This is a genomic window from Rhodococcus sp. Leaf278 (genome assembly GCF_001426085.1).
Taxonomy (GTDB): Bacteria; Actinomycetota; Actinomycetes; order Mycobacteriales; family Mycobacteriaceae; genus Rhodococcoides.
The window spans coordinates 258,169-279,705 of sequence record NZ_LMRR01000004.1 but is presented as its reverse complement, the minus strand read 5'-3'; the positions used below and the strand labels follow the sequence as shown (position 1 = coordinate 279,705).

General features: G+C 65.0%; 19 protein-coding genes. 3 read left to right on the top strand and 16 right to left on the bottom strand.

Annotation, left to right across the window (positions count from 1 at the left end; translation table 11 throughout):
• Nucleotides 1-23 precede the first annotated feature (23 nt).
• From argH to infC, 15 genes are all read right to left on the bottom strand, one after another.
• The gene (argH, locus tag ASG84_RS06800) at nucleotides 24-1,472 is read right to left on the bottom strand and encodes an argininosuccinate lyase (protein ID WP_057476214.1); all 1,449 of its coding nucleotides are present in this window, start codon (nucleotides 1,470-1,472) and stop codon (nucleotides 24-26) included.
• Nucleotides 1,469-2,668 (bottom strand): argininosuccinate synthase, encoded by a 1,200-nt coding sequence (locus tag ASG84_RS06795; RefSeq protein WP_057476213.1) that lies wholly within the window; start codon nucleotides 2,666-2,668, stop codon nucleotides 1,469-1,471. Before ASG84_RS06795 ends, argH begins: the two co-directional genes overlap by 4 nt.
• Nucleotides 2,669-2,719: 51 nt before the next feature.
• Complete coding sequence (locus ASG84_RS06790; RefSeq protein WP_057476212.1) at nucleotides 2,720-3,235, bottom strand: arginine repressor; 516 nt, start codon at nucleotides 3,233-3,235, stop codon at nucleotides 2,720-2,722.
• On the bottom strand, nucleotides 3,232-4,167 hold the full coding sequence (gene argF, locus ASG84_RS06785) for an ornithine carbamoyltransferase (protein WP_057476211.1): 936 nt from the start codon (nucleotides 4,165-4,167) through the stop codon (nucleotides 3,232-3,234). Before argF ends, ASG84_RS06790 begins: the two co-directional genes overlap by 4 nt.
• On the bottom strand, nucleotides 4,164-5,369 hold the full coding sequence (locus ASG84_RS06780) for an acetylornithine transaminase (RefSeq protein ID WP_057476210.1): 1,206 nt from the start codon (nucleotides 5,367-5,369) through the stop codon (nucleotides 4,164-4,166). The genes argF and ASG84_RS06780 overlap by 4 nt, the downstream gene beginning before the upstream one ends.
• Nucleotides 5,366-6,280: an acetylglutamate kinase gene (gene argB, locus ASG84_RS06775; protein ID WP_057476209.1), complete on the bottom strand. Its 915-nt coding sequence runs from the start codon at nucleotides 6,278-6,280 to the stop codon at nucleotides 5,366-5,368. Before argB ends, ASG84_RS06780 begins: the two co-directional genes overlap by 4 nt.
• Nucleotides 6,277-7,515, bottom strand: coding sequence for a bifunctional glutamate N-acetyltransferase/amino-acid acetyltransferase ArgJ (gene argJ / locus ASG84_RS06770; RefSeq protein WP_057476208.1), 1,239 nt, complete (start codon nucleotides 7,513-7,515; stop codon nucleotides 6,277-6,279). The genes argB and argJ overlap by 4 nt, the downstream gene beginning before the upstream one ends.
• A complete protein-coding gene (argC, locus tag ASG84_RS06765) occupies nucleotides 7,512-8,567 on the bottom strand; it encodes an N-acetyl-gamma-glutamyl-phosphate reductase (RefSeq protein ID WP_057476207.1) in 1,056 nt (351 codons plus the stop codon). The genes argJ and argC overlap by 4 nt, the downstream gene beginning before the upstream one ends.
• Before the next feature lie 52 nt (nucleotides 8,568-8,619).
• Nucleotides 8,620-9,171, bottom strand: coding sequence for a hypothetical protein (locus ASG84_RS06760; protein ID WP_057476206.1), 552 nt, complete (start codon nucleotides 9,169-9,171; stop codon nucleotides 8,620-8,622).
• Between the two features lie 68 nt (nucleotides 9,172-9,239).
• Nucleotides 9,240-11,726, bottom strand: coding sequence for a phenylalanine--tRNA ligase subunit beta (pheT, locus tag ASG84_RS06755; protein WP_057476205.1), 2,487 nt, complete (start codon nucleotides 11,724-11,726; stop codon nucleotides 9,240-9,242).
• Between the two features lie 54 nt (nucleotides 11,727-11,780).
• Nucleotides 11,781-12,848 (bottom strand): phenylalanine--tRNA ligase subunit alpha, encoded by a 1,068-nt coding sequence (gene pheS / locus ASG84_RS06750; RefSeq protein ID WP_057476261.1) that lies wholly within the window; start codon nucleotides 12,846-12,848, stop codon nucleotides 11,781-11,783.
• 140 nt (nucleotides 12,849-12,988) lie between these two features.
• A complete protein-coding gene (locus tag ASG84_RS06745; protein WP_057476204.1) occupies nucleotides 12,989-13,795 on the bottom strand; it encodes a TrmH family RNA methyltransferase in 807 nt (268 codons plus the stop codon).
• 38 nt (nucleotides 13,796-13,833) lie between these two features.
• Nucleotides 13,834-14,223 (bottom strand): 50S ribosomal protein L20, encoded by a 390-nt coding sequence (gene rplT / locus ASG84_RS06740; protein ID WP_032378959.1) that lies wholly within the window; start codon nucleotides 14,221-14,223, stop codon nucleotides 13,834-13,836.
• A gap of 86 nt (nucleotides 14,224-14,309) precedes the next feature.
• The gene (rpmI, locus tag ASG84_RS06735) at nucleotides 14,310-14,504 is read right to left on the bottom strand and encodes a 50S ribosomal protein L35 (protein WP_008715923.1); all 195 of its coding nucleotides are present in this window, start codon (nucleotides 14,502-14,504) and stop codon (nucleotides 14,310-14,312) included.
• 116 nt (nucleotides 14,505-14,620) lie between these two features.
• Entirely contained in the window at nucleotides 14,621-15,361 is a 741-nt protein-coding gene (gene infC, locus ASG84_RS06730) for a translation initiation factor IF-3 (RefSeq protein WP_052058412.1), read from the bottom strand.
• Nucleotides 15,362-15,742: 381 nt separating this feature from the next.
• Between infC and ASG84_RS06725 the strand changes: the two genes are divergently transcribed.
• Nucleotides 15,743-16,129 carry a DUF1844 domain-containing protein gene (locus ASG84_RS06725; RefSeq protein ID WP_032404077.1) on the top strand — a complete coding sequence of 129 codons (387 nt, stop codon included), beginning with the start codon at nucleotides 15,743-15,745 and terminating at the stop codon, nucleotides 16,127-16,129.
• Nucleotides 16,130-16,208: 79 nt separating this feature from the next.
• Here ASG84_RS06725 and uvrA read toward each other — a convergent pair whose 3' ends face one another.
• On the bottom strand, nucleotides 16,209-19,139 hold the full coding sequence (gene uvrA / locus ASG84_RS06720; protein WP_057476260.1) for an excinuclease ABC subunit UvrA: 2,931 nt from the start codon (nucleotides 19,137-19,139) through the stop codon (nucleotides 16,209-16,211).
• Between the two features lie 260 nt (nucleotides 19,140-19,399).
• On the opposite strand from uvrA, the gene ASG84_RS06715 reads away from it, so the two are divergent.
• The gene (locus tag ASG84_RS06715) at nucleotides 19,400-20,089 is read left to right on the top strand and encodes an MBL fold metallo-hydrolase (protein ID WP_057476203.1); all 690 of its coding nucleotides are present in this window, start codon (nucleotides 19,400-19,402) and stop codon (nucleotides 20,087-20,089) included.
• Nucleotides 20,090-20,222: 133 nt separating this feature from the next.
• Nucleotides 20,223-21,413 (top strand): DoxX family protein, encoded by a 1,191-nt coding sequence (locus tag ASG84_RS06710; RefSeq protein WP_057476202.1) that lies wholly within the window; start codon nucleotides 20,223-20,225, stop codon nucleotides 21,411-21,413.
• Nucleotides 21,414-21,537: the final 124 nt, after the last annotated feature.

Genomic DNA, 21,537 nt, shown 5'->3' with positions numbered 1-21,537 from the left:
CGGCGTGGATGTCCCTTGCTCACCTAGTGTTGCAACACGGGTTCCTCGGCCCACGCACGCAGCGTCGAAGCGGTCGCCCGCACACCACCGAGCTGATGGGCCACCTGCACCGCGGCCGTGCCGCCGCGAGCATCACGCGACGAAATGGAACCCTCCACCGTGAGCACCTCGCGAACATTCGGAGTCAGTGCTGGATCGATCGCGGCCAGCTCGTCATCGGTCAGATCGACCAGACCCACGCCCCGCGCTTCCGCCGCCCGAACGCACGCTCCAGCCGCCTCGTGGGCAACGCGGAAGGCAATACCCTGCCGCACCATCCATTCGGCGATGTCGGTGGCCAGCGTGAATCCGGCCGGTGCCAACTCGGCCATGCGTTCGGTGTGGAACTCCAGCGTCGCCGTCAATCCGGTGAGCGCCGGGAGCAAGAGCTCGAGTTGCGCCACCGAATCGAACACCGGCTCCTTGTCTTCCTGAAGATCGCGGTTGTAGGCCAGGGGCTGCGCCTTCAACGTGGCCAGCAGGCCGGTCAGGTTTCCGATCAAACGGCCGGTCTTTCCGCGGGTCAGTTCGGCAACGTCGGGATTCTTCTTCTGCGGCATGATGGAGCTGCCCGTCGACCATGCGTCGGCCAAGGTCACGTATCCGTATTCGGGGGTGCTCCACGAGATGACCTCCTCGGCGAACCGAGACAGATCCACCGCCGTCATCGCCAGCACGAATGCGGCCTCCGCAGCGAAGTCACGCGAGGACGTGGCGTCGATCGAGTTCTCGGCGGACGACTCGAATCCCAGCTCGGCCGCGATCTTCTCCGGACTCAGGCCCAGAGACGAACCCGCGAGCGCACCGGAACCGTAGGGCGACACCGCCGCTCGCTTGTCGAAGTCGGCGAACCTCTGCACGTCCCGCAACAGCGGATGAGTGTGCGCGAGCAGATGATGCGCGAGCAGCACCGGCTGGGCTGCCTGCGAATGAGTCTTGCCCGGCATGACCGCCGTCGGGTGCGCCGCAGCCTGAGTTGCCAGGGCATCGACCACATCGAGAACGCCGACGGAGACCCGGCGAACCGCGTCGCGCAGCCACATTCGGAACAGCGTCGCCACCTGGTCGTTTCGCGATCGGCCTGCACGCAGCCGTCCACCGACCTCGGGTCCGACACGGTCGATGAGCCCGCGCTCGAGAGCACCGTGCACGTCTTCGTCGGTCTCCGCTGCTGCGAATGCACCCGAGTCGACATCGTCTGCGAGGCGTTGCAGACCGTCGAGCATGGTCTCGAGATCCTGTGGGGTGAGCAGTCCGGCACCGTTCAGCACGCGCGCATGCGCCATCGATGCTCGGATGTCGTAGGGCGCAAGTACCCAGTCGAAGTGCGTCGACTTGCTCAGAGCCGCCATCGCCGCGGCCGGCCCGGATGCGAACCTGCCGCCCCAGAGCGAGCCTTCGTTGGTTCCGTGTGCGCTGTCCGAAGTTGTCACAGGCCCAGGTCCCGCTTCGCTGCGATCTTCGAGGACAGGCCGTGCAGCTGAACGAATCCCTTGGCCGCGGACTGGTCGAACGTGTCGCCCTCGTCGTAGGTCGCGAGATTGAAGTCGTACAGCGACTCGCCACTACGACGCCCGTTGACGATGATGCCTCCTGCATGCAGAACCAGACGGATGTCGCCGGACACGTGCTCCTGCGTGTGCTGGACGAACGTGTCGAGAGCGCCCTTGAGCGGCGAGTACCACAATCCGTCGTACACCAGCTCGGCCCACTTCTGATCGGTGTGGCGCTTGTAGCGGCCCAGTTCGCGCTCGAGGGTCACGTGCTCGAGCTCCTCGTGCGCGCGGATGAGCACCATGGCTCCCGGTGCCTCGTAGATCTCACGACTCTTGATGCCGACGAGTCGATCCTCGACGACATCGAGGCGGCCGACACCCTGCGCGCCCGCGCGAGTGTTGAGCTCTTGGATCGCTTCGAGTACCGAAACCGGACGGCCGTCGATCGCGACTGGACGACCTTTGTCGAAGGAGACGATCAGTTCGTCCGGGGCCTGGAAGTTGACCGTCGGATCCTCGGTGTAGTCGTAGACGTCCTTGGTCGGCGCGTTCCACAGATCTTCGAGGAATCCGGTTTCGACCGCACGGCCCCAGACGTTCTGGTCGATCGAGAACGGCGACTTGGTGGTCACGTTGATCGGGATGTCGTTCTCTTCGGCAAATTTGATCGCCTTCTCTCGGGTCCACGCATAATCGCGGACCGGCGCCAGCACCTCGAGCTCGGGGGCGAGAGTGTTGAAGCCGACCTCGAACCGAACCTGATCGTTGCCCTTACCTGTGCACCCGTGTGCGACAACGGTTCCGCCGTGCGCCCGCGCGCTCTCGACGAGGTGCTTGACGATCAACGGTCGGCTGATAGCCGAAACCAACGGGTACCGATCCATGTACAGCGCGTTGGACTGCACAGTCGGCAGGCAGTACTCCTCCGCGAACTCGTCCCTAGCATCGACAACGACGGATTCGACTGCACCGCAATCCAGTGCACGCTGACGCACGACGTCCATGTCCTCGCCGCCCTGACCGAGATCGATGGCGACAGCGACGACCTCCTTGCCGGTCTCCCTCCCGATCCAGCTGATGGCGACGGAGGTGTCGAGTCCGCCGGAATAGGCGAGGATGACGCGTTCGGCCATGGTGTTCAAGCTCCTTCGTTGTTCTTGGTGCGCATGATGGGAAACTGGATCTCAGTTTCCGCGTCGAGCAAGCTTTTCGATCTTGTCCGCGACCTCGCCACCGGTGTGTGGCTCGCGGGCTATCAACAGAATCGTGTCGTCACCTGCAATGGTCCCGACGATCTCGGGCATCGCAGCACGATCCAGAGCGCTGGCCAGGTAGTGCGCCGCGCCGGGCGGTGTTCGGAGCACGGCCTGGTTACCGCTGTGATCGGTGGACACCAACAACTCCCCCAGCAACTTCAGGAGGCGGTCGGTGCCGCCGGACACCCCGCGGACCGGGCTGCCGTCCTCGGGCACGACGTACACGCCCACTCCGCCGTCCGGGGCGCGCAGTTTCACCGCGCCCAATTCCTCGAGATCCCGCGAGAGTGTGGCCTGAGTGGTGTCGATCCCCTCGGCTGCGAGCAACGACGCCAGCTGCGGTTGACTGCGTACCTGATGCGTGGCCAGCAACGCGATGATCCGCGCCTGCCTGCCCGCCCGGGTCGACGCGGTCAACGGCATCGCACTGACGTCCTCGCTCATGGTCGCCGGGCCTGTTCGAGCAGCCAGACCAGCAGAGCCTTCTGCGCGTGCAGACGGTTCTCGGCCTCGTCCCACACGACACTCTGCGGACCGTCGAGAACCTCGTCGGTGATCTCCTCGCCCCGATGTGCGGGGAGGCAGTGCAGCACCACAGCGTCGGACTGGGCCTTGGACAGGAGATCGGAGTCGATTCGATACGGCCGGAACGGCGCGACACGATCGAGACCGTCGTTCTCCTGGCCCATCGACGTCCAGGTATCGGTGACCAGCGCATCGGCACCGGCAGCGGCCTCGTCCGGATCTTCGGTGATGGTGATGGTGGCCCCGGTTTCTTCGGCGCGCGCACGGGCGGCGTCGAGAACATACCCGAGCGGCGCGAATTCCTTGGGTGCGGCGATCCTGAGGTTCAGCCCTGCTGTCACCCCGCCGATGAGCAGCGAGTGCGCCATGTTGTTGGCACCGTCACCGAAATAGGCCAACGTGCGCCCCTTCAGGTTGCCCTTGTGCTCGATCAGGGTCTGCAGATCGGCGAGTACCTGGCACGGGTGAAATTCGTTCGACAGGGCGTTGACGATGGGAATCGTTGCGCCGGTTGCCATCTGCTCGAGCCGCTTCTGCCCGAAAGTCCGCCACACGACTGCCTCGACGTAGCGCGAGAGCACCCGGCCGGTGTCCTGCAGCGTCTCTTCGCGACCGAGTTGGGTATCGCTTCCGGTGACCACGACGGCATGCCCGCCCAGTTGCGCGATGCCCAGCTCGAAGGAGAAGCGAGTACGGGTGGAGTTCTTCTCGAAGATGACGCCGATACCCTTCGGACCCTCGAGCGGGCGCTTCGAGAACGGTGCGTGCTTGAGTTCGGCTGCCAGAGCGAGGATCTCGCCCTGCTGCTGTGGGGTGACGTCGTCGTCGCGGAGAAAGTGCTGAACGGTCATGGCTGATGAGCCTCCTGTGCTGCGTCGAGAATTGCCGGTAATGCCGTCACGAACGACGCGGCTTGCTCTTCGGTGATGATCAGTGGTGGTGCGAGTCGGAGCACGTCCGGCTGCGCGGCGTTGAGAAGAAAGCCTGCGTCGCGCGCGGCCGCTTCTGCCGCCGGCGCGATCGCAGCGGTGAGCACAACTCCCAGAAGGAGCCCCGATCCTCGGACATGGCTGACGAGAGGGTGTTCGAGGGCCTCGATGGAGTGAGCGATGGTCTTGCCGATGCTGTCGGCACGGGAGAGGAGATCCTCGTCGGCGATGGTGCGCAACACCGCAAGCGCGGCAGCGGCACACACGGGATTACCACCGAAAGTGGTGCCGTGCTTACCCGGATGCAGCAGTTCCCCCGCGGCTCCGATACCGATGCACGCACCGATGGGCAACCCGCCGCCCAGGCCCTTCGCGAGCGTGATCACGTCGGGCACGATGCCGACAGACTGATGGGCGTAGAACCACCCGGTTCGACCGATTCCGGTCTGCACCTCGTCGAGCACCAGCAGTGCACCGTGTTTCGCGGTGATCTCGCGCGCAGCGAGGAGGTATCCCTCGGGCGGAACCACCACACCGCCCTCACCCATGATGGGTTCGAGAAACACTGCGGCGGTATCGGAATCGACGGCGGCTTCGAGTGCGGCCACGTCCCCGTAGGGGACGTGCTGCACACCAGCAGGCATAGGCTCGAACGGAGTGCGCTTGTCGGGTTGTCCGGTGAGCGCAAGAGCGCCCATCGTCCGCCCGTGGAAGGACTTCTCGGCTGCCACGATGTTGGGACGACCGGTCAGGCGAGCGATCTTGAACGCTGCCTCGTTGGCCTCGGTTCCCGAGTTGCACAGGAACACTCGCCCGGTGGCCCCGGCACCGAGGTGCGCGAGCAACTGCTCGGCCAACGCGATCGCGGGTTCTGTCGCATACAGATTCGAGGTGTGTCCCAGAGTGGACAGCTGCGTGTTGACCGCCTCGATCACCGCCGGATGGGCGTGGCCCAGGATGTTCACGGCAATACCGGCGAGAAGGTCGAGGTACTGCTTGCCGTCGGCATCGGTCACTACTGCACCGTCACCGCGCACGAGCGCCACACGCGGCACACCGTAGTTGTCCATCAGCGAATTCGACCACCGCTGTTGAAGATCGAGGGTGGACTCCGTGCCGGTCATGGCGTGACTCCTGACGTAGAAGAGTGATCGGGGGTGACCATGGTGCCGATCCCCTGGCCGGTGAACAGTTCCACCAGAACCGAATGTTCGACGCGCCCGTCGATGACGTGTGCAGTCGGCACACCTGCTCGAACGGCGCGCAGGCACGCTTCCATCTTCGGCACCATCCCCGCGTCGAGCGAGGGCAGCAACGCATCGAGCGCGGACGCATCGATCTCGGACGTCAGCGAGGTGCGATCGGGCCACGCGGTGTACAGACCCTCGACGTCGGTGAGTACGACCAGTTTTTCGGCACCGATGGCACTCGCCAGTGCGGCCGCGGCGGTGTCGGCGTTGATGTTGTGCACGACGCCGTCGCGGTCGGGAGCGATGGTGGACACCACCGGAATACGTCCGGCCGCAATGAGATCGAAGATCGCCTTCGGATCCACCGAGGTGACGTCGCCCACCAGACCGATGTCGGTCTGGTCGCCGTCGACGAGCACGGTTCGCCGGGTCGCCGTGAACAGGTGCGCGTCCTCGCCCGAGATGCCGACGGCATACGGCCCGTGACTGTTGATCAAACCGACGAGTTCACGGCCGACCTGCCCGAACAGCACCATTCTCACGACGTCCATGACCTCGGGCGTCGTGACGCGGAATCCGCCGCGAAACTCGCCCGTCAACCCGAGCCGGGTGAGCATCGCCGAAATCTGCGGGCCACCACCGTGTACGACGACGGGATGGATTCCGACGGTACGCAGGAACACCATGTCGGCGGCGAACGCCCGTTTGAGGTCATCGTCGATCATGGCGTTTCCGCCGTACTTCACCACGACGGTCTTTCCCGAGAAACGTTGCAACCAGGGCAGAGCCTCGGCGAGAGTGAACGCCTTCTGCGCGGCCGTCAACTGCAGGGCTGCCGAGGTCATGACGAATACGCCGAATTCTCTTCGACGTATGCGTGCGACAGGTCGGTGGTTCGAATGGTGGCCGAACCGGCACCGAGACCGAGGTCTATGGTCACGGCGATATCGACACCGGACAGGTCGACCTCACGAGCACCCGGCGCGCCGACGCCGTCGATGCACACGGGATTGCCGTTGAACGACACAGAAATTCGGTCGGGATCTAGTTCGATCGGCGCGATACCGATCGCAGCGAGCACCCGTCCCCAGTTCGGGTCCGAACCGAACAGAGCCGTCTTGGTCAAACTGTCCCTGGCAACAGTCCGTGCGCCGATCAGGGCCTCGTCCTCCGACATCGCACCCGACACGGTGATCTTGACTCGCTTGGTCACGCCCTCCGCGTCGGCCATCATCTGATCGGCCAAGTCGTCGCACACCGCCAGGACTGCGGCGTCGAGGTCGTCCTGAGACGGTGCCACTCCACTGGCCCCGGACGACAGCAGGAGCACCGTGTCGTTGGTCGAGGACGCGCCGTCGACATCGAGCCGATCGTAGGACAGCCGAGTGGCCGCACGCAGGGCCTTGTCGAGCTGTTCCGCGGTGGCGACGGCATCGGTGGTGATGACGCTGAGCATCGTGGCCAGCGAGGGTGCCAGCATGCCGGCGCCCTTGGCCATACCGCCGACGTTCCACTTGTCGGCGTGATGGATCGCCGCCTGCTTCGGCACGGTGTCGGTGGTCATGATCGCGTATGCCGCGTCGGTACCACCCGAAATACCGCCTGCGAGTTCGTGCACCACTTCGGTCACACCGGGCAGCAGCTTGTCCATCGGCAGCCGATCGCCGATCAGACCCGTCGAGCACACGGCAACCTCGATGGCCCCGGTCTCCGAACCCCAATTGCTCAGTGCGGACGCCACTTCCTCTGCCGTGCGATGCGCATCCTGGAACCCGGGCGCACCCGTACAGGCGTTGGCACCACCGGAGTTCAGAATCACCGCACGCAACCGCCCGGTGGAGAGCACCTGCTGCGACCACAGCACCGGAGCGGCCTTGACCTTGTTGCGGGTGAACACACCCGCTGCCGCGAAGTCGGGTCCTTCGTTGAATACCAGAGCGAGATCCGACCTGCCACTCACCTTGATACCGGCAGGAATTCCGGCCGCGCGGAACCCGGCGGGAGCAGTGACACCTTGAGTGCGGACCAGCTTCCCCGCGACCGTGCCGACGGTCTCCGCCTCACTCCGAACGCTGCTCATGGCGCTACTCCTACGGTAGAGAGACCATCGGTCTCGGTGATTCCCAGTGCAAGATTCATGGATTGAACGGCGGCTCCCGCCGTTCCCTTGGCCAGGTTGTCGATGGCCGCGATGACGACGAGCAGGCCTGCGTCGGCATCGACCGACACGCTCATCTGTACGGCGTTCGACCCGATCACCGAACCTGTCTGCGGAAGGCGGCCGGCGGGAAGCACGTGCACGAAGGGCTCTGCAGAGTAAGCCTTTTCGTACACCTCGACCGCCTGCTCCGCAGTGGCAGTGGTGATTGCGGTACAGGTGGCCAGAATGCCGCGGGGCATCGGCGCGAGAACCGGCGTGAACGACACCGCAACCGCGCTCCCGGCTACGGCCGACAGATTCTGCACGATCTCCGGCGTGTGTCGGTGGGCACCCGCTATTGCGTACGCCCGAACCGAACCCATCACCTCCGAGCCGAGGAGGTCGGCCTTGGGAGCTCGACCGGCACCCGATGTACCGCTTACGGCAACGATATTGACCCGCGGCTCGATGATGCCGGCGGCGACGGCCGGCGCGAGCGCGAGAGATGACACCGTCGGATAGCAGCCGGGAACCGCGATGCGAGTCGCACCGACCAAACGCTCGCGAAGGCCCGGCAGCTCCGGCAACCCGTACGGCCAGCTGCCCGCATGCGGACTCTTGTAGTACTTCTCCCAGGCCGCACCGTCGGTGAGGCGGAAGTCCGCGCCGCAGTCGATGATCACCACCGACTCGGGCAGCTCGAGTGCAAGCTCGGCGGACTTGCCGTGCGGGAGTCCGAGGAACACGACATCATGGCCGGCCAGCTCGTCGACGGTGGTCGGACCGAGAACTCGGTCCGACAGCGGCAACAGATGCGGATGAAACTCTCCGAGCGTGGAGCCGGCATTGCCGCCGGCCGTCAGCGAACCGATGACCAGCGAACCGTCGCGCACTGCCGGGTGTCCGAGCAGAAGCCGAAGAATTTCACCGCCTGCGTACCCACTTGCGCCCGCTACCGCAATGCGCCTCGGCACGGCCTCCGAAATAGTCATGCGGTTTATTATGCAGCATCATGCAAGCTCATTCATGAACGGGTCCGGTGTGTCAGCTTCCACCCATGGACTTGCGGATCTCGTCGAGCTTCTTGCGGCCGGCTTCCTGACGGTCGTTCCACTGCTTGTTCAGATCCTGACCGGCCCGGGACTCCCGGTCCAACTCCTCGGCTCCGACGGCCGTTCCCGAGCGATGGTCCACCTTCTCGCGGACACCGTCCCAGGTGGGCACTCCTGATTCGGTGAAGCCGCCGACGGCACCGCCTGTATATCCACCGCCTGCCCCGACGGGCATATCGTCGACCAATTCGGCATCGATGATGCCCGGCACCGTGCCGCCCAGCGGAGCCCCGGGCGGCGGATCCCCGAGCGGCTGATCGATCCGGGGCCTCGTGACCTGAGGAACGTCGACATCGGGCACCGTTCCCGGTGGCGCACCGCGATCGGGTCCAGTGGGTTCGGGCTCGACGGTGCCCAACTCCGCGGCCAATGCGGCGGCCGCAGCCGCTACCGGGGCCAGCCGCGGCCGACCCGCCACCGCCGCGAGGACGTCGTTCACAACCTGCAGATCGGACGCCGTGCCGTCTGCTCCGGATTCACTCATTCGTTCTCCCGTCACCGTGGGCGTTCGTGACTCCACGCTACGGAACCGACGGTCCGGCCGCCGTCGGATCAGCTACGCAGCTCGGCTCCGACGGCTTTGGCTGCAGCGTCGACCGCAGCGTCGCGCGCAGCAGTGGCCTGATCCTCGGTCAACGTGCCGTCGGTCCCGCGGAACCGCAGCGCGAACGCCAGAGACTTGCGACCTTGCCCGACTTGTTCGCCCTCGTAGACGTCGAACAACCGGATCGATTCGAGTAGATCGCCGCCGCCGATCGTCAGCGCCGCCTCGACGGACCCCGCAGGCACGGAGGCATCGACCACAACAGCCACGTCCTGGAGCACCGCCGGATACGGCGACACCTCGGGAGCCGGGAGTGATTCGACAACAGGCAGAGCACTCAAGCTCAGCTCCACGGCGCAGGTACGCGGCGGCAAGCCTGCCCGCTCGAGGACCGCCGGGTGCAGTTCGCCTGCGTATCCCACGACCTCACCGTCGAGCAACACCTCGGCACACCGACCGGGATGCCACGGAAGGTGCTGCGCAGCACGAAGATCGACGTGAACACCGGCCGCCTCCGTCACCGTGCGTACCGCAGCGAAGGCGTCAGCTGCTTCGGCGGCGCGGCCGGGGCCCCACGGCCCCGACAGCTCACGTTGACCGGTGAGCACCACGCCCACATGTACTGGCTGCGCAGGCAACGACCCCCGAAGCATGGCGATCTGGTCATCAGTAGGACGACGATCCACCGGCAGCGCGTCCACCGCAGCAGTGGCGTCGTGCCGAAGCACCACCTGAGCAATTCCGAACAGCGACACGTCACGCTGACCGCGGGCGATGTTTCGGCTCAGCATCTCGAGCAGTCCCGGCAGCACCGTGGTCGCGAGCTCGGGGCGATCGGCCTCGAGCGGATTGAGGACCGAGGTGGTGGCGCGGCGTGGATCGTCCTTGTCCAGACCCCAGGTATCGAAGACGCCCTTGGGCAGGAACACCGGGGGCAATACCTCGACGTATCCGGAGAACGCGAGCGCCTTGCCGACCGCTCGTCTGCGCTTCTGCTCAGCGGTGAGGCCACGACCGCCGGGGGCCGACGGCAGTACCGACGGGATCTTCTCCAGCCCCTCGAGTCGCAGCACCTCTTCCACCAGGTCGGCACGTTGCACTAGGTCCGGTCGCCACGACGGCGGCGTCACCGTCAGTTGACCGTGCCCGGCATCGTCGACCGACACGTCGACTCTGCAGCCGATCTGCGTCAACCGTCGGGCAGCGGTTCCGTTGGGGTACTGCACGCCGGCGATTCGGTCGGGTAGATCGAAGTCCATCGTGACTGCCGGGTACTCGGCGGCCCCGCCGATGTCGGTCAAAACCGGCTCGATTCGGCCACCGGCGATCTCGACCAGCAACTGTGCCGCACGATCGAGCGCGGCGACCGGAAGAGCAGAGTCGACGGTTCGCTCGAAACGCTTGCTCGCCTCACTGGACAGCTTGTGGCGGCGGCCGGTTCGGAACACCGCGAGCGGATCGAACGACGCTGCTTCGAGTACGACCTCGGTGGTCGCGTCGTCCACTTCGGTGGACGCTCCGCCCATGACGCCGGCCAACGAAACGGCTCCCGACCCGTCGGCGATCACGACGTCCTCAGGATCGAGTGAGCGCTCGACTCCGTCCAGTGTCGTCAGCTTCTCCCCCGCATTCGCGCGGCGGACGACGAGATCGCCGTTCAGCTTGGCCGCATCGAACGCATGCAGCGGCTGGCCGAGTTCGTGCAGCACGTAGTTGGTGACGTCGACAGCAGCCGAGATCGGGCGCACGCCGGCCAGAAGCAGGCGACGCTGCATCCACCACGGAGTGGTCGCGGTGGGATCGATGCCGACGACCTTGCGCAACGCGAATCGTGATGCGCCCGAGTTCGATTCGACGGTAACCGACCATGCCTCGCCGGTGACCTCGGTGGGCATCGTCCGTGCCGGGTCCACATAGGGCAAGTCGAAGCTGCACGCCAGTTCACGGGCGAGGCCGCGGACCGAGAAGGCGTAACCGCGATCCGGGGTCACGTTCAGCTCGATGACCGAGTCCTTCAGCCCCAGAACCTCTTTGGCGTCGTCTCCCGGTGCGGCTGTATCCGCAGGCAGCACGAGAATGCCGGAGTGGTCTCGGCCGAGTCCGAGCTCGAGCGTCGAGCAGATCATGCCGTTGGAGTTGCGGCCGTACGTCTTGCGCGATGCGATGGCGAATCCGCCGGGCAGAACGCTGCCCGGCAGAGCGGCGACGATCAGATCACCTTCGGCAAAATTTCGTGCACCACAGACGATTTCCTGTGGCTCATCGGCGCCGACGTCCACCAGGCAGAATCGAATCGGCTTCTTGAACTCGGTCAGTTCCTCGATAGAGCTCACCCGGCCCACAACCAGTGGTCCGGTCACGTTGTCCAGCGACTCGAGTTCTTCGACCTCGAAACCGACCCGCACGAAACCGGCGTCGAGCTCCTCGGGGGACACGGCCCAGTCGGGAGTCCCCGCGTGCAGGACCTCGGTCAGCCAGGATTGTGGGACTCGCACGTGTGCTCAGCTCTTTCTTGTATCCGAGAAGAAGTGGGGCGGTGTGAAGCGGCGTCAGGCCCGAACACCGAAGGGCAGCGTGAATCTGATGTCGCCTTCGACGATGTCGCGCATGTCCGGGATGTCATTACGGAACTGAAGCGTGCGTTCGAGGCCCATTCCGAAAGCGAATCCGGTGTACACCTCAGGGTCGATGCCGCTGGCCTGCAATACCTTCGGGTTGACCATCCCGCAGCCACCCCACTCGACCCAACCGGCCCCGCCCTTCTTCTTGGGGAACCACACATCGACCTCGGCCGACGGCTCGGTGAACGGGAAGTAGTTAGGTCGCATCCGAGTGCGGGTGTCGTTGCCGAACAACGCTTTGGCGAACGCATCCAGTGTTCCGCGCAGGTGCGCCATGGTCAGACCCTTGTCGATGGCGAGACCCTCGACCTGATGGAAGACCGGAGTGTGCGTCGTATCGAGTTCGTCCGTGCGGAATGTTCGCCCCGGGCAGACCACGTAGATCGGAAGCTCACGCGAGAGCATCGACCGCACCTGCACCGGCGAGGTGTGAGTGCGCAGCACCTGCCGCGATCCCTCGGGCGCGATGTGGAACGTGTCCTGCATCGTGCGAGCGGGGTGGTCGGGCAGGAAGTTGAGCGCGTCGAAGTTGAAGTGTTCGGTCTCGACCTCGGGGCCTTCTTCGACCTCCCAGCCCATTGCGACGAACACGTCCGCAACTTGTTCGGCGATGATCGTGATGGGGTGTCGAGCACCGACCGGAGCCCGGCCGGTCGGCAGTGTCACATCGATGGTTTCAGCCACCAGGATTGCCGCGTCCCGCTCGGCCGAAAGAACGGCACGTCGCTCGTCGAAGGCTTTTTGCACCCGGTCGCGCGCTGCTTTGACGCGTTTACCCGCATCAGCTTTCTGCTCACCCGGCAGCGCACCGAGAGCGCGCTGCGCGAGTGCCAGCGGGGCTTTGCCGCCCACATGGTCGATCTTGACCTTGGTCAAGGCATCGAGATTCGTTGCGTCGGCGAACGCCTGCTCCGCCGAGTCCACTGCGGATCCGAGCGCAGATTCCTCCAAAACGCTCGGATCTACCGGCTCGGGTCCGGCTTCTTTCTTCGCCACGACAGCTGCACTCCTCGAGTAATAGTCGGTGTCTGCCACGAAGGGTCGTTGCGCAGGCTTCACTCCTGCGCAACAAGGGTCGTTGCGCAGGCTTCACTCCTGCGCGAAGCAGACAGGTATCGATCCTAGGCGAGAGGCGCTCAGGAAATCCCGGAGCGTCGCTGCGCGCGAGCGCTCGCATACAGGCAGATCGCTGCGGCCGTTGCCAAATTGAGGCTCTCGGCGCGACCATGGATAGGAATCCGAATCCGATGATCGGCGTCGCGAGCCACCGACTCGGGCAGTCCGTGCGCCTCGTTGCCGAACAACCACGCGGTCGGTTGCTCGAGTAGACGGTCGGCATCGTCGAGGTCGACCTCTCCGTCGGCAGCCGTAGCCACGATCGACAGACCCGCACCACGTAACGCCTCGATGCCGGATTCGATCGAACGTTCCCGAGCGATCGGCAGATGGAAGACACTGCCTGCCGACGCGCGGACGCATTTGCCGTTGTGGGGGTCCACCGAATCGCCCAGCAACACGACCGAATCCGCGCCGGCCGCGTCGGCGACGCGAATGACAGTTCCAGCATTGCCCGGTTCCGCGACCTCGACCGGTACCGCTACCAGGCGCGGGCTGTCGGCCAGCGCGCGATCGAGCGAGACGTCGATCAGTCCGGTGACTGCGACGAGCCCCTGGGGTGTGACGGTGTCGGACAGCGCCTTCGCGGCTCGGTCGGTGATCGGGAAGACCCGGGCGCCGCCGGCCTCGACGGACATGATCAAGGCGTGGTGCCGCTCGAAGGCATCCGAGGTGAAGAACAACTCGCGGACCAGCCCGGACTTCGCGGCCTCGGAGACCGCGTTGAATCCCTCGGCGAGGAACTGCCCGGTCTTCTTGCGCTCCGCGGCGCGCGCAAGCTTGACGGCCGAAACGACCCGCGGTGTTCGCTCGGTCAGCGAATCCACGGGTCGTTTCGAAGTTGAATCGTCGTACGGCGACTCGCTCAGGCTGCTTCTCCGGCAGGAGCGTTGACATCGGCAGGCAATGCAGCCTTGGCGATGGCGACCAGGCTTGCGAATGCCGCGGCATCCGACACAGCGAGCTCAGCGAGGATCTTGCGGTCGACCTCGACGCCCGCGGCCTTCAGGCCCTGGACGAAGCGGTTGTACGTGATGTCGTTGGCCCGTGCTGCAGCGTTGATACGCGTGATCCACAGCTTGCGAAAATCACCCTTGCGCGCGCGGCGGTCCCGGTACGCGTAGGTGAGCGAGTGGAGCTGCTGCTCCTTGGCCTTGGTGTACAGACGTGAGCGCTGTCCGCGGTAGCCCTTGGACGCTTCGAGAATCGAACGGCGCTTCTTCTGGGCGTTGACGGCCCTTTTTACGCGTGCCACTGGTGAATCCTGTCGATCTGGGGGTGTGTGTAAACCCCGAATGGTAAGGGATGAAGCCGACCGAGATCAGTCGGCGGCGGGCCGGATCAGATACCGAGAAGGCGCTTGATCCGCGGCACGTCGGCCTTCTTGACAACGGCGACACCATCGAGGCGACGAGTCACCTTGGTGGGCTTGTGCTCGAGCAGGTGGCGACGGCCGGCCTTCTGGCGCAGGATCTTGCCGCTGCCGGACACCTTGAATCGCTTCTTGGCACCACTGTGGGTCTTCTGCTTGGGCATGAAATCCTCTTCTTCTGTAATAGCTCTTCGGTGTTGCTTGGCACAGCCGTACAGCGCCACGGAAAACCTGTGCACCGAAGCAGTTGTAGGGCTGTCTTACTGGTAGAGCACGAAGCTCAGTTGGTCTGCGCCGGAGTAGCCGGAGCTGCTGCGGCCGGTGCCTCGGCAGCCGGGGCTGCATCGGCGGGCTGTTCCGGCGCGGGAGCCGGTGCGCGTTGCGCGGGCGGTGCCGCTGCGCTCTCCTGTGCCTTGACGCGAGTCTTGGCACCCTTGTGCGGTGCCAGCACCATCGTCATGTTGCGGCCGTCCTGCTTGGCCGAGGTCTCCACGAAGCCGAGCTCCGCGACGTCCGCGCCCAAGCGCTGCAGCAGACGGAAACCGAGTTCGGGTCGCGACTGCTCGCGACCGCGGAACATGATGGTGACCTTGACCTTCGAGCCGGCTTCGAGGAAGCGAACGACGTTGCGCTTCTTGGTCTCGTAGTCGTGCGCGTCGATCTTGGGGCGGAGCTTCTGCTCCTTGATGACGGTGAGCGTCTGGTTCTTGCGCGATTCGCGCGCCTTCTGCGCAGCCTCGTACTTGAACTTCCCGTAGTCCATGATCTTGCAGACCGGCGGACGTGCGTCGGGAGCTACCTCGACAAGATCGAGGTCGGCTTCGAGAGCCAAGCGGAGTGCATCTTCAACACGCACGATCCCCACCTGTTCACCGCCCGGTCCGACAAGCCGGACCTCGGGAACTCGGATGCGATCGTTGATGCGGGTCTCAGTGCTGATGGGGCCTCCTAGGTAGTGCGGTGTGGTGTGTAACCCGACCGCCTGCCACTGGCACAGCCCGTTGCCGTCGATCCTCGACATTCCCCGCAGCGATGCGAACCGCTACAAAGAAAAAACCCCGCTCTCGGCGTGAACCGATAGCAGGGCCCGATGTCGACCGGTCGACCCGCACGACAACTGGCGTCGTACAGTCTCCTCACTGGGAGGAAGCACCTCGAAGACCTATGACGATCTCCGTCGTGCGACCGGACCGGAAGTAGCTTGTTGAAGGCTACGTGCCGGTGGGAGTCGGGCTCCACTTGCTGCCTCCGTGCGGTGAACTCCATCGAGGAGCGCACGCCGAAGACGGTCGTCGGGTCACAGTACCAGCCGATTCGACAAACCCACAATCGAGCCCGATCGCCCCCGAACTCGTCGGCACCCGATTCCCCCGGCCGCAGGCGGCGTGGGATTCTCGTAGGCATGACCAGCTCCCCCACTCCCGCCGATGGCGATCCCGCGGGTGTCGACCCAGTCGGCACCGAGCCCGAAGTCCGTGAACTCGCCGAGGTCCCCGCGGTCGAGGTCATCAGCCGCGCTGCGGTCATGCTGATGAGTTCCGCAGCCGAGAAGTTGGGACTCTCCGAGCCGGATCCTGCCGAGAGCCCGTACCTGGACCTCGACGAGGCACGACGCGTCATCACCGCACTGGCAGGCCTGGTCACCGCGTCGGTCGAATACCTCGGCCCCCATGCCGGACCCATTCGCGATGGACTGCAGGCACTGCAGCGCGCATTTCGGGAGGCATCGGCCCACCCGGACGAGCCAGGAAAGGGCCCCGGCGAGAAGTACACCGGCCCGGTGCACTGAGCGAGAGCAACGACGACACCCCGAACACGAACGCCGCATCCGGTGCACTACCGGATGCGGCGTTCTGAGTAGACGGGCGCTACCGGACCGCGGCGACCTTCCGTGGCTTGCGCTTCTTCGGGGCGGCTTTCACCGGCTGCGAGACAACCGACTCACGAGTGAGCGCTTCCTGCAGGAACTTACCCGTGTAGCTTTCCGGCACAGCCGCTACGGCCTCTGGGTCACCCTGCGCCACAACCATTCCGCCGCCGGAGCCACCCTCGGGGCCCATGTCGATCACCCAGTCGGAAACCTTGATGACATCGAGGTTGTGCTCGATGACGATCACCGTGTTGCCCTTGTCCACGAGGCCGTTCACCACGCCCAGCAGCTTCCGAATGTCCTCGAAGTGCAAGCCGGTGGTCGGCTCGTCGAGAATGTAGACCGTGCGTCCGGTGGACCGCTTCTGCAATTCCGCCGCCAACTTGACGCGTTGCGCCTCACCTCCGGACAACGTGGTTGCCGGCTGGCCGAGCCGCACGTACCCGAGACCGACCTCGACGAGCGTCTTGAGGTATCGGTGGATCGACGTGATCGCTTCGAAGAAGTCCGCGGCCTCCTCGATCGGCATATCCAGGACCTCGGCGATGGTCTTGCCCTTGTAATGGACTTCGAGTGTCTCGCGGTTGTACCGCGCACCTTCACAGACCTCGCACGGAACGTAGACGTCGGGCAGGAAGTTCATCTCGATCTTGAGCGTGCCGTCGCCCGAGCATGCCTCGCACCGGCCGCCCTTGACGTTGAACGAGAATCGACCGGGCTGATAGCCGCGCACCTTGGCCTCGGTGGTCGCTGCGAACAACGTCCGAATCTTGTCGAAGACGCCGGTGTAGGTCGCAGCATTGGACCGCGGTGTGCGGCCGATGGGCGACTGGTCGACGCGGACGAGTTTGTCGAGTTGGTCGAGTCCGTTGATCCGGGTGTGTCGTCCTGGAACCTGCCGAGCACCGTTGAGCTTGTTGGCCATCACGGTCGCGAGGATGTCGTTGACCAAGGTGGACTTACCCGAACCGGAAACCCCGGTCACCGAGGTCAGCACACCGAGCGGGAAGCTCACGTCGACACTTCGCAGGTTGTGTTCGCGGGCACCCACGACGGTCACCAGACGCTTCTTGTCGACGACGCGACGGGTATCCGGCAGCGGAATCTCCATCCGCCCGGAGAGGTACGCGCCGGTCAGCGATTCCTCGTTGGTCAACAGGTCCTCGTACGAACCGCTGTGCACGACGCGGCCGCCGTGCTCACCGGCCAACGGACCGATGTCGACGATCCAATCCGAGGTACGGATGGTGTCCTCGTCGTGCTCCACGACGATCAGTGTGTTTCCGAGGTCGCGGAGCCGGGTCAGCGTGTCGATCAACCGACGGTTGTCTCGCTGGTGCAGACCGATCGAGGGCTCGTCGAGGACATAGAGAACGCCGACGAGGCCCGATCCGATCTGGGTGGCGAGCCGGATGCGCTGGGCCTCGCCGCCGGACAGGGAGCCGGCCGTTCGAGCAAGGGACAGGTATTCCAGACCGACGTCGAGTAGGAACCCGAGGCGCGCCTGCACCTCCTTGAGCACCTGACCCGCAATCGCCTCCTCACGGCGACCCAACGTCAGGCTGTTCAGGAAGTTTGCGGTATCGGCGATCGACAGCTCACACACCTCGGCGATCGACTTCGGCCCGAAGTCGCCCGCCGCGATCGTGACCGACAGGATCTCCGGCCGCAGCCTGGCGCCGTTGCAGGTGGGGCACGGTACGTCGCGCATGTACCCGTCGTAGCGTTCCTTCATCTGCTCCGACTCGGTCTGCTCGAGACGACGGTGCAGGAACGGCATCACACCCTCGAACTCGGCGTAGTACGAGCGCGTTCGGCCGTAGCGGTTCTTGTACTTCACGTGCACCTGGTGGTCGCTGCCTTCGAGGACCGCTCGCTTGACCTTGGCGGGCAACTTGTTCCACGGTGCATTGAGGTCGAACCCCATCGCGTCGGCGAGCCCGGACAGCAGGCGGCCGAAGTACTCCGAGGTCTGGCCCATCGACCACGGTGCGATGGCTCCGTCGGCGAGGCTGAGATCGCCGTCGGGAACGACCAGCTCCGGGTCGACCTCCTTGCGCACACCGAGTCCGACGCAGTCGGGGCAGGCACCGTACGGCGAGTTGAACGAGAAGGACCGCGGTTCGAGATCGTCGATGGACAACGGGTGACCGTTGGGGCACGCGAGCTTCTCGGAGAATCGGCGCTCGCGGTCCGGAGCGTTCTCGTCGCGGTCGACGAAGTCCAGAACGACGATGCCGTCCGCCAGTCGCAGGGCCGTTTCGACCGAATCCGTCAATCTCTGCTTCGAGCTGGACTTGACGGTCAGTCGGTCGACGACGACCTCGATGTCGTGCTTTTCCTGCTTCTTGAGAACAGGAGGACTGGTGAGCTGATGCACGACGCCGTCCACGCGCACACGGGAGTAACCCTGCGTGTTGAGCGAGTCGAACAGGTCGACGAATTCACCCTTGCGGGTACGGACCACCGGAGCGAGGACCTGAAACTTCAGGCCTTCTTCCATGTCCAGCACCTGATCGACGATCTGCTGCGGAGTCTGCTTCGCGATCTGTTCACCACACACCGGGCAGTGCGCCGTGCCGGCGCGGGCGTACAGCAATCGGAGGTAGTCGTAGACCTCGGTGATGGTGCCGACGGTCGACCGCGGGTTGCGGTTGGTCGACTTCTGATCGATGGAGACCGCAGGCGAGAGCCCCTCGATAAAATCGACGTCCGGCTTGTCCATCTGGCCGAGGAACTGCCGCGCGTACGCGGACAGCGACTCCACGTAGCGACGCTGACCTTCGGCGAAGATCGTGTCGAAGGCGAGAGACGATTTGCCCGAGCCGGACAGACCTGTGAACACGATCAGCGCATCGCGAGGCAGGTCGATGTCGACTCCCCGCAGATTGTGCTCCCGTGCACCTCGCACTATCAGGCGATCCGCCACTGTGTTCCCTTCTTTCCGAACGAGCCCGTCCAGTCGAGTCGCTGCTCGATGCAGCACTGCGCAACTGTCGAGTCGCGTGATGACGTGTGGTGCCGATGCACCGGTTACGCGTCGTGTAACCGAGGACCCCACGTCGAAAACCTGTTTCGGTGAGGGACGAACCTCACGCAGTAGCAATGGTAGATCCAGGCACCGACACACTTTTCCACGTGCGCGACCCAGCCGCCCCTCGTCGGGCCGCCGACGGTAGCGTCCTCGAAATGGACGAGCACCTCATGGTCATCGACGACAACTACACCGGCGTCGTCTCTCAGGGTTCGCAGCCGCAGCGGCGCACGATTCCCGGCGCGACGATCACGAAGATGTCGGTCGGCCCCATGGACAACAACACCTACCTGGTCGTCTGTTCCGCAACGGGTCATTCGGTGCTGATCGACGCCGCCAACGAGGCCGAACGCATCTCTCTGCTCATCGACGAGAACGCTCCGACGCTCTCGCTCATCGTGACGACGCATCAGCACGCAGACCACTGGCAGGCGCTGGCAGACATCGCGGGCGGTACCGAGTCGCCGACGGCCGCCCACGCTCTCGACGCCGAACCGCTGCCGGTCGCTCCGGACCGCCTGCTGGCCGATGAGGACACGGTGACGGTGGGAGAGCTCACGTTCGACGTGGTGCACCTGACCGGACACACTCCCGGTTCGATCGCACTCGCGCTGACCGACACCGACGGCACCCGCACCCACCTCTTCACCGGAGATTCACTGTTCCCCGGGGGCGTCGGAAAAACTGGAAGCCCCGAGGATTTCACCCACCTTCTCGACGACGTCACGGCAAAACTGTTCGACCGATTCGGCGACGACACCGTGGTCTACCCGGGCCACGGAAAGGACACCACACTCGGTGCCGAGCGCCCTCACCTGGCCGAATGGCGCGAACGGGGCTGGTGACGATCGGCGCGCTTGAGACCGTCGAACACGGGGTATGAATAGTGTGACAAAAGGACGCACCCCGGTTGGTTTCACCGACCGATGTGCGATGTCCTAACGCCGAAGACACGAGAAACTACGCAGGAGGCTGTCAATGCTGGTCCGCCGTATCGCCCGTCCGTTGATGTCTACGATCTTCATCGCCGGGGGCGTCGACGCACTCCGTAACCCCAGTGGCAAGGCGAAGGTCGCCACTCCACTGATCGAGCAGGGCAAGGACGCACTGCCGAACGAGGTCACCGCGAATGTGCCCGAGGACCCGGAGACGCTTGTTCGTATCAACGGCGGCATCCAGGTTGCGGGCGGCATTCTGTTGGCAACCGGCAAGGCACCGCGCATCGCATCGATCGCGTTGGCCGGAAGCCTCGTTCCGACGACGCTGGCCGGTCATGCCTTCTGGAACGAAACCGACCCGGAGACCAAGGCTGCACAGCGCATCCACTTCTTCAAGAACCTGAGCCTCCTCGGCGGACTCCTCATTGCGGCCGTCGACACCGAGGGCAAGCCGTCCGTGGCATGGCGTAGCCGTCGGGCAGCCCGTCGCGCGCAGGAGTCGGTTGTCTCGGCGCTGCCCGGGCACACCACCCACGACGCCGGCGAGCGTGTCAAGGAAATCGCATCCATCGCTGCGAGCCGCAGTGCCGATCTCGCCGATGCAGCTCAGCCCAAACTTGCCAAGTTCGCCGATGCAGCCCAGCCGAAGTTGGCCAAGCTCGCCGACATCGCCACCGAGAAGGGCTCGGAGCTGGCCGACGTCGCTCAGCCGGCTCTGAACCGTTGGGCCCACATCGCAGCCGACAAGGGTTCCGAACTGGCCGAAGAAGCGCAGAAGCGCGGATCCAAACTGGCCGAACTCGCCGCCGACCGCGGCAGCGACTTGGCCGACGAAGCCCAGAAGCGCGGATCCAAGTTGGCCGACAAGGCAGCGCATCGCGGAACCGACCTGGCCGAGCTGGCGCAGAAGCGCGGCTCGAAGCTCGTCGACGTCGCCGCCGATCGTCGCGTCGAGCTGGCAGGCGTTGCACAGAAGCGGGCATCCAAGCTCGCCGACCTGGCTTCCGAGAAGGGCTCCGTCCTCGCCGACGAGGCGCAGAAGCGTGGAGTCACGTGGGCCGATCTGGCGTCCGATCGGGTGGAGACACTCGGCAAGCGCGCTCGCAAGCGCGCCGAGAAGCAGAGCAAGGAGCTCGAGAAGGTGACCGAGCAGGCTCGCGCCAAGCTCGAGAAGCGAGTCGCCAAGGCTCAGAAGAACCTGGACAAGAAGATCCAGCAGTACGCCAAGTAGTCCTCGCCGAGAGAACGAACGCACGTTCGCGCACAGCGGCCCTGCCCCGGAACCAGCGGTTCTGCGGCGGGGCCGTTGTGCGGCGTAGACTGCTCTGGCTTATTTCGAGGCGATATCTTCGCCT